11 protein-coding genes are annotated in these 11864 nt (G+C 39.5%); 9 read left to right on the forward strand and 2 right to left on the reverse strand.

What is annotated here, in order from left to right; translation table 11 throughout:
• Nucleotides 1–67 precede the first annotated feature (67 nt).
• The 4 genes from CDOM15925_RS06395 to CDOM15925_RS06410 all read left to right on the forward strand — a co-directional run bounded on the left by CDOM15925_RS06395 (nucleotide 68) and on the right by CDOM15925_RS06410 (nucleotide 6380).
• Complete coding sequence (locus tag CDOM15925_RS06395) at nucleotides 68–655, forward strand: DJ-1/PfpI family protein (protein ID WP_169942255.1); 588 nt, start codon at nucleotides 68–70, stop codon at nucleotides 653–655.
• Nucleotides 656–729: 74 nt separating this feature from the next.
• Nucleotides 730–1539, forward strand: a complete 810-nt coding sequence (locus tag CDOM15925_RS06400; protein WP_169942257.1) for an HDOD domain-containing protein — start codon at nucleotides 730–732, stop codon at nucleotides 1537–1539.
• Between the two features lie 90 nt (nucleotides 1540–1629).
• Nucleotides 1630–4278, forward strand: coding sequence for a DNA polymerase I (gene polA / locus CDOM15925_RS06405; RefSeq protein ID WP_169942259.1), 2649 nt, complete (start codon nucleotides 1630–1632; stop codon nucleotides 4276–4278).
• 434 nt (nucleotides 4279–4712) lie between these two features.
• Nucleotides 4713–6380, forward strand: coding sequence for an anaerobic C4-dicarboxylate transporter (locus tag CDOM15925_RS06410; protein WP_169942261.1), 1668 nt, complete (start codon nucleotides 4713–4715; stop codon nucleotides 6378–6380).
• A gap of 143 nt (nucleotides 6381–6523) precedes the next feature.
• Here the strand turns inward: CDOM15925_RS06410 and flhB are convergent, their stop codons facing one another.
• Both flhB and CDOM15925_RS06420 read right to left on the reverse strand, forming a co-directional pair.
• Nucleotides 6524–7600 carry a flagellar biosynthesis protein FlhB gene (gene flhB / locus CDOM15925_RS06415; protein ID WP_169942263.1) on the reverse strand — a complete coding sequence of 359 codons (1077 nt, stop codon included), beginning with the start codon at nucleotides 7598–7600 and terminating at the stop codon, nucleotides 6524–6526.
• Nucleotides 7601–7613: 13 nt separating this feature from the next.
• Nucleotides 7614–7778: a hypothetical protein gene (locus CDOM15925_RS06420; protein WP_169942265.1), complete on the reverse strand. Its 165-nt coding sequence runs from the start codon at nucleotides 7776–7778 to the stop codon at nucleotides 7614–7616.
• 222 nt (nucleotides 7779–8000) lie between these two features.
• Between CDOM15925_RS06420 and CDOM15925_RS06425 the strand changes: the two genes are divergently transcribed.
• The 5 genes from CDOM15925_RS06425 to CDOM15925_RS06445 all read left to right on the forward strand — a co-directional run bounded on the left by CDOM15925_RS06425 (nucleotide 8001) and on the right by CDOM15925_RS06445 (nucleotide 11742).
• Nucleotides 8001–9035, forward strand: coding sequence for a cytochrome-c peroxidase (locus tag CDOM15925_RS06425; protein WP_169942267.1), 1035 nt, complete (start codon nucleotides 8001–8003; stop codon nucleotides 9033–9035).
• 145 nt (nucleotides 9036–9180) lie between these two features.
• The gene (gene rplU, locus CDOM15925_RS06430; protein ID WP_169942268.1) at nucleotides 9181–9495 is read left to right on the forward strand and encodes a 50S ribosomal protein L21; all 315 of its coding nucleotides are present in this window, start codon (nucleotides 9181–9183) and stop codon (nucleotides 9493–9495) included.
• An 11-nt stretch (nucleotides 9496–9506) separates the two neighbouring features.
• A complete protein-coding gene (gene rpmA, locus CDOM15925_RS06435) occupies nucleotides 9507–9764 on the forward strand; it encodes a 50S ribosomal protein L27 (RefSeq protein WP_169942270.1) in 258 nt (85 codons plus the stop codon).
• A 154-nt stretch (nucleotides 9765–9918) separates the two neighbouring features.
• Complete coding sequence (gene obgE / locus CDOM15925_RS06440; protein WP_169942272.1) at nucleotides 9919–10971, forward strand: GTPase ObgE; 1053 nt, start codon at nucleotides 9919–9921, stop codon at nucleotides 10969–10971.
• A gap of 117 nt (nucleotides 10972–11088) precedes the next feature.
• The gene (locus CDOM15925_RS06445; RefSeq protein WP_169942274.1) at nucleotides 11089–11742 is read left to right on the forward strand and encodes an NAD(P)H-binding protein; all 654 of its coding nucleotides are present in this window, start codon (nucleotides 11089–11091) and stop codon (nucleotides 11740–11742) included.
• Nucleotides 11743–11864 lie beyond the last annotated feature (122 nt).

Genomic DNA, 11864 nt, shown 5'->3' on the forward strand with positions numbered 1-11864 from the left:
ACTTATTAAAAGATATAAGAAAATTTATTAAATTTTTTAACGAATTTCAGATATTTAAGGAAAAGCCATGCAGTATATAAACGTCTTGCTTTTTGATGATTACACCAGTCTTGATGCGCTTGGACCGCTTGAAGTGTTTTCAAGGCTTAAGCGGCACTATGAGATAGAGTATTTCTCCCTTTGCGGCGGAGCGGTTAAAAGCTCCGTAAATTCTCAAATTTTAACTCTTAAATTAAGCGAAATAAAAAGCCATGACATCTTGCTCGTGCCGGGCGGATTTGCTACAAGAGAGCTTATAAACGATGAGAAATTTTTAAGCGAGTTAAGAAATTTAGCCGATATGAGCAAGGTTGTTTTAAGCGTGTGCACCGGATCTGTTTTGTTAGCTCGTGCAGGAGTTTTAAAAAACAAAATAGCCACTAGCAACAAATCATCTTGGGAATTTGTAACTTCTGCAAGCAAAGAAGCAGAGTGGATGAAGCCCGCCAGATGGGTTAAAGACGGCAAATTTTACACTTCAAGCGGAGTTGCTGCGGGAATTGATATGGCGCTTGGGTTTGTTGCTGAAATTCACGGCTTGCAAACCGCACGCGATATCGCCAAATTGATGGAATACATCTGGAATGAAGATATGAATTTTGATCCTTTTGCGTGAAATTTACAAACGAAGTGAAGTTTGTTTATAGTAAATTTTTGCTACAATTTCTTAAATTTTCGTAAGGACAAAAGATGATAGAAGAATTTAAAAAAAGGATCAAAACCCTTCCCCCGCTTCCAAAGAGCTTTCAAAAAATTTTAGATATTTGCAATGACGACAACGCCGGTGTAGGCGAGCTTGCAAAGGCTATAGAAAGCGATCCTATGATGGTTGCTCAAATTTTAAAAACTGCAAATTCTCCGCTTTACGGCTTTAACAGGCAGATAAAAACAACTCTGCAAGCCGTTAGTCTGTTTGGCAAAAGCATGACCAAATCCTTAGTCATGAGCTCAACCGTGCAGGGTATGCTAAAAGTAAGTGTCGAGCCTTACGGAATTAGCCCTGAGCAGTTTGTAAATATCTCAAATTTGCAAAGCGTGATCGCAAAAGCGTGGTTTAAGCGCATAGCTCCTCAAAAAGCCGATGATCTGTTTTTGTGTGCGCTTCTTCAGGATACGGGCAAAATTTTAATCTCCGATGAGGTCATAAGACGCGATGAGGTGATGTATTTTAAAGACGATATCGCTATGAGCTTTGATATAGGCGCGGTTGAGATGAATAACTTTAACACCACGAGCATTCTTATAACCGCTGATATTTTTGATCATTGGGGATTTGAGCCAAGCATCATAGAAAACATCAGACACTCAAACGATCCTAAAAACGCTCCTGATGAGTATAAACAAACGGCTTGGGCGCTTTATATCATAAGAACTCTTGCAAATCCAAAGCATCAACTAAGCGAGATAGCAACGCAAACGGCTCTAAATTTAGCCAAAGAAAACGGATTTGACGAGGAGATTTTAAAAGAGGTTATAAGCGAAATTCAAGATAAAATGTAACATCGCTTTTGATTTGAGGCGAAGCTTTTTCGCTTCAAATTTAGCTTTAAAAACTCTTTTTAATAAAATCTGCAAATTTAAGGAAATACAATGAACGGCAAAAAAACTCTAACGATAATCGATACTTTCGGCTTTTTTTTCAGGCTTTATTATGCGATGCCGAATTTAAAAAACCGTGACGGCAAGCCAAGCGGTATGATAAGCGGATTTGCAAATTTTATTATGAATTTAAAAAACGAATTTCAAAGCGATTATATTATCTTTGCGCTTGACAGCAAGGGCAAAACGCTTCGCCATGAGATCGCGGGCGATTATAAAGCCAACCGCCAAGAGCCGCCGGCACCGTTAAAAGAGCAGCTTCCTATCTGTATAGATATGATCGAAAAAATGGGGCTTTGCTCGTTTAGCAAGGAGGGCTATGAGGCTGATGACATCATAGCAACCGCCGTTAAAATCGCAAAAGAGCAAGATATCTTCGTGCGGATCGTAACGCACGATAAGGATCTTTATCAGCTCATAGAAGACGGCAAGACAAGCATTTACAGCCCGCAAAGCAAGATCGATCACGATAGTGCAAGTTGTGTCGAAAAATACGGCGTTTTGCCTAGCCAGATTCGTGATTTTTTAGCGCTTACCGGAGATAGCTCGGATAATATCCCGGGCGTTAAAGGAATCGGCGCAAAGGGAGCTAAAAAACTACTTGACGAGTTTGGAAATCTGGAAAACATATATGAAAATTTGGCATTTATAAGAAACGATCGCACTAAAGATATGCTAGTAGAGGGCAAAGAGAGTGCGTTTTTAAGCAAGAGACTAACATCTCTTTTTGATGATGTTGTGGATGTGATGGATTTTGAAAAGGCGAAATTCCCGTCGTCAAATCCGCTTTTAAAAGTCGCCGAGCTACTTAGAGAGTATGATCTTAACCGTATCTTAAAATCGCTTCAAAACAGCGATGAAAATGCCGAATTTAAGCTAGGGTTTAACGCTCATCTTTTAACCGAAGAAAGCGAGATAGAAAGGCTGCTTGAAGATATATCTGAAGATACTATAGTGGCTTTTGATACCGAAACTACGGGCATTGATGCGGCAAACGCCAAGATAGTTGGCTTTAGTTTTTGTTTTAATGACACTGATAGCTACTACGTGTCTATTGCGCACAGTTATCTTGGCGCACCTAAGCAGGTGAGCCTCAAATTTGCGGCTTGGGCGGTAGCTCAAATTTATAAAGGTTGCGTTATCGGGCAAAATTTAAAATACGATTTTAAGGTGGTGAAACAAAATTTAGACCTCAATCCGCCTGCAAATTTTAAAGACACGATGATCCTAGCTTGGCTTAGTGAGCCCTCGCAAGCGGTTGGAATGGACGCTTTGGCAAAGCGACTTTATGACTATGATACGATCAAATTTGAAGATGTAGTGAAAAAGGGAGAAACTTTTGCGAGCGTAAATTTGGAAAATGCGGCAAAATACGCAGCCGAGGACGCTTGGATAACTTTAAAATTTTATAAAAGCTTTTTAAATTTGCTAGATCCAAAGCTCATAAAACTTGCCAATGAACATGAATTTCCTTTTATCTTGACGCTTTTTGATATGGAGAACGAAGGTATCAAGCTAAATACGCAAAAAATGCAAAAGCTCATCTTACAAAATGACGCAAACATCAAGGCTTTAACTGCTGAAATTTACGAACTAAGCGGGGAGAGCTTTAATATAAATTCTGTTAAGCAGCTTGGCGAAGTGCTGTTTGAGCACTTAAAGCTACCTGCAAAAAAGAAAACAAAAACTGGATACAGTACCGATGAAGCGGTCTTAACCGAGCTTCTTAACGAGCATCCCGTCATAGAAAAGCTACTTAGCTACCGCGAGCTTTATAAGCTTCAAAGCACGTATTGCGAGCCGCTTTTAAGCCTAGCTAAAAAAGATGAAAATCATAGAATTTACACCAATTTTATGCAAACCGGCACCAGCACGGGTAGGCTTTCAAGCAAAAATCCGAATTTGCAAAACATCCCCGCCAGAGGAAGCCTTGCTTACGAGGTTAGACAGACCTTTGAGGCAAAAGAGGGCTTTAGCTTCGTAGGGCTTGACTATAGTCAAATCGAACTTAGACTGCTTGCGCATTTTAGCAAAGACAGCGCGCTTCTTGAGGCGTTTGCAAACGATGAAGATATCCACGCGCGCACTGCGATTAGTATATTTGGCGATGCAAGCGGAGATAACCGAGCGGTTGCAAAGAGCATAAATTTCGGTCTTATCTACGGTATGGGCTCAAGCAAACTCTCAGGGCAGGTCGGTATCTCGCGCGCTGAAGCAAAGGAGTATATAGAGCGCTATTTCAAGGCTTTTCCAAGCATTAAGGGCTTTTTGGAAGGCATTAAAACCGAAGTTAAAAATAACGGTTTTGTCGAAACTCTGCTTGGTAGAAGGCGGTTTTTTGACTTTAGCACGGCAACTCCTATGCAAGTAGCCATGTATGAGCGCGAGGCTGTAAATACGATATTTCAGGGCTCTGCGGCAGATATCATAAAGCTTGCGATGGTAAAGATCAGAGAAATTTTAGACGCTAGAGCTAGGATGCTGCTTCAAATTCACGATGAGCTCATCTTTGAGGTTGAGGATAGCTATGCGCAGGAATTTGGCAAGCGAGCCAAAGCGATAATGCAAGATATATATAAACTCAACGTGCCCCTTAAAAGCTCGCTGAATATAGCTAAAAATTGGGGCGAGCTTAAGTAGATTGGGTAAAATATAAAATGCGGCGTGATTTAATTTATTCAAGCTGCATTTTATGTTGTTTAATATATTTAGAAATTTTGCTTCTTGCATAACTTGTGAAGTCAAGCATGATTGTTGTATTGTGCGAATTTGTTTGGTGTTTATAAGATTTAGTTGGATTATAAAATAAATCCTTTTCATTATTTTCTCGCTATTAAAGACATTTATAATATAGTCTTTTTTGACTACTTTTTTATGCTCATAAATCTTATTTCTGTCTGGTTTAAAGCATATGAATAAGAATTAATGCGATTCAAAAAATACAGTTATTGCTTAAATAATCTTAAATTATCTTATTAAAAAATAAATTTAATAAAAACTATAAATTTAAGCTAATTAACCCCCTATATTTGCTAAAATTATTGCGGAACAATAATATTCCAAAAGGAGAATTAATGGAGTTTCTAACCGGTTTAAGCGAAGGCACTCAGTTTGCCATTCAGCTTTTAGTTGTTCTTATTTGTCTGTTTTACGGAGCTAAAAAGGGCGGTATAGCGCTTGGTTTATTGGGCGGTATCGGGCTTATCGTTTTGGTTTTCGGATTTAATATACAGCCCGGCAAGCCCGCAATTGCCGTTATGCTTACCATACTTGCCGTTGTCGTTGCGAGCGCAACTTTGCAAGCAAGCGGCGGACTTGACGTTATGCTTCAAATAGCGGAGAGAATTTTAAGGAAAAATCCAAAATACGTAAGTATCCTAGCACCTTTTGTAACCTGCTTTTTAACGATACTTTGCGGAACCGGACACGTTGTATATACGATTTTACCGATAGTTTATGATATAGCGATTAAAAACGGCATTCGTCCGGAGCGTCCTATGGCTGCAAGTTCGGTATCTGCACAAATGGGAATCATAGCAAGTCCGGTTTCGGTGGCTGTTGTAACTTTAACCGCATTTTTAGTAAATGCAAAGACTCCTTTAGCCGGCTTTGACGGGTATATCGATCTTCTTAAGATAACGATACCTTCTACCTTTTGCGGTGTTTTGGCTATCGGAATTTTTAGCTGGTTTAGAGGAAAAGATCTTGATAAAGACGAGGAATTTCAAGAAAAAATTAAAGATCCTGAATTTAAGAAATATGTTTATGGCGAAGGCGTGTCTTTGCTTGGACAAAAGCTTCCTCAGTCAAGCTGGAATGCAATGTGGATATTTTTAGGAGCTATCGCTGTTGTTGCGCTACTTGGATACTTTAAGGAATTTCGCCCTGCATGGCCGAAATCAAGCCCTGCGAAAGTTGTTGAGGTTGTAGCTGACGGCAAGACCGTAAAGAGCTTTAACATAAAAGACGGCAAAATAGTCGCGATAGTAAAAGACGGCAAGATCGAAGAGAGCGTTGTTGCAAGTAAGGCAAAAAGCTCTATGAGTTATGAAAATATCGAAATTTACGCCAAAGACGGCAAGCTGACTCAAAAGTTAAGCGCTCAAAACGGAGGCGTGGAGTTGATAGAAGAGGGCAAGAGCGAAACCATAGCTTCGGCTAAAATTTTAGTAAAAGATAGCATTAAAAAGCCGGCTCCTATGGGCATGGTCGATGTTATTCAGATTTTCATGCTGCTAGCGGGTGCACTTATCATCATCTTTACAAAAACGGATGCGAGCAAGATCAGCAAAAACGAAATTTTCCGCTCGGGTATGATCGCGCTTGTTGCGGTGTTTGGAATTTCGTGGATGGCTGAGACGATGTTTGCCGTGCATACTCCGATGATGAAAGAAGCTCTTGGGGATATCGTTAAACAGCATCCTTGGACGTATGCGGTTATGCTGCTTTTGGTTTCTAAATTCGTAAATTCCCAAGCCGCCGCACTTGTAGCTTTTGTGCCTCTTGCACTTGGTATAGGTGTTAGCCCTGCGGTTATTTTGGCTTTTGCGCCTGCTTGCTATGGGTATTATATACTTCCTACCTACCCAAGCGATCTTGCGGCTATCCAGTTTGACCGCTCGGGAACTACCAAAATAGGTAAATTCGTTATCAATCACAGCTTTATCATACCCGGTCTTCTTGGTGTGTTTGTATCTTGTGTGGTTGGTTATATCTTAGCTGGAGTATTTGGCTACTTATAAAATTTAAGGGAGAAACCTCCCTTAAATTTGCTTGTCGATATTTTGTGATTCCTTTAATTTATGCAAATTTGCGCGTTTTAAAAATGGTGGAAATTATTTCCTAAAACCTGTTGCCGCTTGATTGGATGTTGAAATTTGTATATTTACCTAAGCCTATCGCCAAATTTGCTTTTATCGCTCATATAAACAAAGCTTAGCACCTCCGCAACCGCCCTAAAAAGCTCCGTAGGTATCATATCATTTATATCACACACTTTATAAAGCTCTCTTGCAAGTGGTGGATTTTCTACGATTTTCACTCCGTTTTTGATGCCTATATCTTTTATCCTGAGAGCTAAAAAATCAACCCCTTTAGCTAGAACTATCGGAGCTTTTTCTTTGGTTTTGTCATATCTTAACGCTACGGCATAGTGAGTGGGGTTTGTGATGATAACATCAGCTTCTGGGATATTTTGCATCATTCTTTTACGGCTTGCTTCCATTTGAAGGCGCCGAATTCTAGCCTTAACCTGCGGATCGCCCTCCATCTGCTTATATTCGTCTTTTACCTCTTGTTTTGTCATTCTTAAATCTTTAAAATACTGAAATCTCACTATTAAGACATCAATTAGTCCTATCGCAAAAAGCACTATAAGCATGACAAAGGCGAGTATTATCATCTTTTCTTTTAGCCACTCAAGTTGAGCTATCATAGGTAAAAATATAGTATGCGGAAGCTCTTTTATGAAGCTTAAAAACATAAAAAACCCTACGCTAAACACGATCGTAACTTTTAAGGTCATTTTGATGGATTCGATAAGTTTTTTTAGAGAAAATAGATTTTTAAGACCTTTGATCGGATTTATTTTGTTTAAATTCGGTTCAAGAGGTTTTGTGGTAAATATAAAACCAAATTGGATTAAATTTGCAATAATTCCTGCGATAGCCACGCAAATGGTAATCGGCAAAATCATCAAAAGAACCCTAAGTATAGTATCGATAGCGACGGTATAAATTAACTTCGCGTCTATCTCTTGACCTATCAAGCTTTGGTAATATCTATAAAGGGCAAAAAACTGATCACCAAGAAAGCCAAGGAGTAAAATTACGGCAAAAATCGCCACAAAAAGAGTTATAAAGCCTGCTAAATCTTGACTTTTGGGGACATTGCCGTCCTTTTTTGCGTCCTCTATTTTTTTGGAGGTGGCTTCTTCGGTTTTTTCCTGATCGTTTTCTGCCATTATCTAATCGCGTTTAAAAGTTAAGCCAAGCGGCTTGGTTTATGGTGATAGTTACTACAATTTTATCACGCCTGATTGAGTATTTGTACGCAGGCTTTTGGGGTATATTTTTACTTGCTAGCGGAGTGAAATTTGATAAATTTGGATCGGTATTTGGTCGCATGATAAATTTTGTCATGAAATTTCCTTTTTTGGTTTAATGATTATATCAAAACTGCTTTGTATTTTTAAATTCGTAAATTAAATTTTAAATCAAAATTTTAAATAGTAATAAGAGATATTTTATCTTATTTAAGGAAAATTATTTAAAAATAATTTATTATAACTAATAAAATTTATTAGAAATTAATTTAAAATGTTTTATCATTGTCACTTTAATTTTTAAATTAAAGGAGTAGTTGTGAAATCTAAGATTTTATTTTTAGGTTCGGTTGTTTTGGCGAATTCTCTTTTTGCCGATGGTCTTATAAAAGAGGCGCTTGACTCTGGTCTTATCGCGATTCCTAGCGATTCTAAGGCTCTTACAAAGATGATAAACGATGCTTCGCCGGATTCCAAGCAGTATCCTACGACGGAGGCCGCTTATGAGCTTGGAAAGAGGCTTTATTTTGATCCTCGCCTTTCAAAATCAGGTATCATAAGCTGTAACACCTGTCATAACCTAGGTCTTGGAGGCGTTGATGGAGTGCCTGCATCAACAGGTCACAAATGGGCTCCAAACCCTCATCATATAAACGCACCTACCGTATATAACTCCGTTTTTAACTCGGTTCAGTTTTGGGACGGTCGTGCGGAGCACTTGGCTGCGCAAGCGGCGGGCCCTATGACGGCTTTGCCTGAAATGGCATCAACTCCTGAGCTTGTTGTTGATAGACTAAAATCAATACCTGCTTATGTAGATGAGTTTAAAAAAGCGTTTAACAGCGAGATAAATTTCGATCTTGTAACTACGGCTATCGGGATTTTTGAAAGAACTCTTGTAACTCCGTCAAGATTTGATAAATTTTTAGAGGGCGACGCTAATGCTTTAAATTCAGCCGAGAAAAAAGGTCTTAAAGTATTCATTGATAAAGGATGTGCTACTTGCCATAATGGCGTAAATTTGGGCGGTACATTGCAGCCGTTTGAAGTTGCGGCAAAGTATGAATTCGCAAATGTTGGCGACTTTAAAGGTGATGCAAACGGAATGGTTAAGGCTCCTACGCTGAGAAACATCGAGCTAACCGCTCCTTATTTTCATAACGGTGCCATTTGGTCTCTAAAAGATGCGGTAAAAGCGATGGGTAGCATTCAGCTTGGAATCGAGATAAGCGAGCAAGAAGCTAACGATATGGTGACGTTTTTAAATTCCTTAACGGGAACTATGCCAAAGGTTGAATATCCGATGTTTCCTGCTTCAACAGAAAAAACTTCAAAGCCTGAATTGGACTACTAAAATTTATGATCGGGAGGTTATCCTCCTGATTAAATTCAACTTAAATTTATAAAAAAAAGTATATAATCCACTCCTTACAACCAACAAAGCTCCATAAATCTTTTTTAAAAGTGCTTTTTGGTAACTTACCAAAGAAGGGATAGCAATGTCAAAATATGCTATTATAAAACACGGCGGAAAGCAGTATAGAGTAAGCGAAGGTGAATACCTTAAGCTTGATCGCTTTGAAGCCGAGCCAAAAGCAAACATCGAAATAAACGAAGTTTTAGCTCTTGGCGGAGATGAAGTAAAGGTAGGTGCGCCGTTTGTTAAGGGTGCAAAAGTTGTCTTAGAGGTCGTAAATTTAGGTAAAGACAAAAAAGTCGTGATCTATAAAAAACGCAGAAGAAAAGACTCTAAATTAAAACGCGGTTTTAGAAGACAATTTACTCGCGTTAAAGTTTTAAGCATACAAGCCTAAGGAGATAAAGTATGGCACACAAAAAAGGTCAAGGTTCAACCCAGAATAACCGAGATTCCATCGGTCGCCGCTTAGGCGTTAAAAAATTCGGAGGCGAATTTGTTCGCGCCGGCAATATCATAATCCGCCAAAGAGGCACGGCAACTCACGCCGGAAGCAACGTAGGTCTTGGCAAAGATCACACTATATTTGCATTGATAGACGGATTTGTTAAATTCGAAAGATTTGACAAAAAAAGAAAAAAAGTTTCCGTTTATCCTGCGGCTTAAATTTTTAGGAGAGTTTGTCTCTCCTATATTCTCAACTAAATTCTAAAATTTAATAAAAATTCAAAAAACTATTTTTGTTTCTCTTTTAATATCCATAAAATCAAATTTTAATCAACAAAAAGCTATAATGAAAAGAAAAATTTAAGGTAAATTTATGTTTATAGATAGTGTAAGTTTGACATTAAGCTCGGGTCACGGCGGAGCGGGTGCGGTTAGCTTTAGACGCGAAAAGCACGTTATACTAGGCGGACCTGACGGCGGAGACGGCGGAGACGGCGGAGATGTGTATTTTATCGTTGATAACAACTCTCACACGCTAGCGGCTTATAAGGGTAAACGTGCCTTAAAAGCGCAAAACGGAGAGCCCGGTATGGGTCGTAGGATGACAGGCAAAAAAGGTGAAAACCTTGAGCTGGTCGTACCTCCTGGAACTGCTGTCTATGATGCCGATAGCGGAGAGCTTTTGCTTGATTTAACGCGGCAGGGCGAGCGCAAGATGTTTTTAAAGGGCGGCAAGGGCGGACTTGGTAACGTTCATTTTAAAAGCTCGACCAATCAAGCTCCCGAATACGCTCAAAAAGGCACTCCGGAAGAAATTTGCAACGTTCGTCTTGAGCTTAAGCTCATAGCCGATGTAGGGCTTGTCGGCTTTCCAAATGTCGGCAAAAGCACGCTCATTTCAACCGTTTCAAACGCCAAGCCGCAGATTGCCAACTATGAATTTACGACGCTCACGCCAAAGCTCGGTCTTGTAGAAGTCGATGAATATAGCGGCTTTGTTATGGCCGATATCCCCGGTATTATTGAGGGGGCAAGCGACGGAAGAGGGCTTGGAGTGCAGTTTTTAAAGCATATTGAGCGGACTAAAGTTTTACTTTATATGCTAGATCTTGCAAATTACCGAACCCTTGAAGAGCAGTTTGGCACTCTTAAAGCCGAGGTTAGCAAATTTTCAAGCGAGCTTGGCGGCAGGGATTATGCTATCGCACTTACTAGGCTTGATGCTTGCGAAGAGGTGGATAAAATTTCGGGCTTCATTAAGAGTCTTGGGCTTGGAAATGATCTTTTAAGCTACAAGCAAGACGTATATGAATTTGATGCTGCCAAGCCGTTTTTTATCATGCCGATATCGTCTGCAAGCGGGGAAAATATAAATGAGCTTAAATTTAACCTGCTTGAGCTTTTGCAAAAAGACAAACTCAAATAGTTCGTTTGGTCAAATTTTGTGCTTAAATTTGCTTTTTATAAGCCAAATTCTCACAAATAATGAGCTATTGTTTTGAAATTTTACGGCTCCAAAATACAAAAGAGAAACGGAGAAGATATGAGCGGTTATAAAACAGCCTTAGTCGTAGGGGCGACAGGAGTCGTCGGACGCGAGATAGTAAGGCAGCTTTGCGAGGATGAGGATTATTTGAGGGTTTTTGTCTGGACAAGACGTGATCTTGATTTTGCGCATGAAAAACTAGATGTAAAAAAGATTGATTTTGACAAGATAAGCGAGATAAAGCTGTTTTATGTGGATGAAATTTACTGCGCACTCGGCACGACTTTAAGAAAAGCCAGAAGTAAAGAGCGGTTTTTAAAAGTGGACGTAGAGTATGTGACAGAAGTTGCCAAATGGGGCAAGCTATCGGGAGCTAAGAGCTTTTCGATGATATCTTCGCTTAAGGCCGATGTAAATTCAGGCGTATTTTATTTTAGAGCAAAAGGCGAGGCTGAAAATGCGGTTAAAGAGCTTGGATATGACTCTTTGATGATATTTCACCCCTCGCTTATCAAGGGGCAGAGAGAGGAGTTTAGGGTTTTTGAAAATTTCATGATAACCATGTTTAAATTGATACCTAAAAACTTCTTTTCATCCATGCGACCTATGAGCGGAAAGCAGATCGCGCAAGCGGTTTTGAAAGTGGCCAAAAACCCGCCTGCTGGAGCTAAAATTTACCGCCCGCAAGATGTAATTAAAACTAACGGATAGAGATATGAATGTAATTTTTATGGGAACGCCCGAGTATGCGGTCAAAATTTTAGACGCTATGGTTAAATTTAACGCCAATCAACTTAGCTTAGACGGCGCTAAAAAAGAGCCGAAATTTAATA

Source organism: Campylobacter sp. RM15925, from assembly GCF_012978775.1.
Classification (GTDB): Bacteria; Campylobacterota; Campylobacteria; order Campylobacterales; family Campylobacteraceae; genus Campylobacter_A; species Campylobacter_A canis.

What these genes read in the sequence shown, in the direction of transcription:
- CDOM15925_RS06395 (WP_169942255.1), top strand. Translation starts at nt 68, where the DNA reads ATGCAGTATATAAACGTCTTGCTTTTTGATGATTACACCAGTCTTGAT.
- CDOM15925_RS06400 (WP_169942257.1), top strand. Translation starts at nt 730, where the DNA reads ATGATAGAAGAATTTAAAAAAAGGATCAAAACCCTTCCCCCGCTTCCA.
- polA (WP_169942259.1), top strand. Translation starts at nt 1,630, where the DNA reads ATGAACGGCAAAAAAACTCTAACGATAATCGATACTTTCGGCTTTTTT.
- CDOM15925_RS06410 (WP_169942261.1), top strand. Translation starts at nt 4,713, where the DNA reads ATGGAGTTTCTAACCGGTTTAAGCGAAGGCACTCAGTTTGCCATTCAG.
- flhB (WP_169942263.1), bottom strand. Translation starts at nt 7,600, where the DNA reads ATGGCAGAAAACGATCAGGAAAAAACCGAAGAAGCCACCTCCAAAAAA.
- CDOM15925_RS06420 (WP_169942265.1), bottom strand. Translation starts at nt 7,778, where the DNA reads ATGACAAAATTTATCATGCGACCAAATACCGATCCAAATTTATCAAAT.
- rplU (WP_169942268.1), top strand. Translation starts at nt 9,181, where the DNA reads ATGTCAAAATATGCTATTATAAAACACGGCGGAAAGCAGTATAGAGTA.
- rpmA (WP_169942270.1), top strand. Translation starts at nt 9,507, where the DNA reads ATGGCACACAAAAAAGGTCAAGGTTCAACCCAGAATAACCGAGATTCC.
- obgE (WP_169942272.1), top strand. Translation starts at nt 9,919, where the DNA reads ATGTTTATAGATAGTGTAAGTTTGACATTAAGCTCGGGTCACGGCGGA.
- CDOM15925_RS06445 (WP_169942274.1), top strand. Translation starts at nt 11,089, where the DNA reads ATGAGCGGTTATAAAACAGCCTTAGTCGTAGGGGCGACAGGAGTCGTC.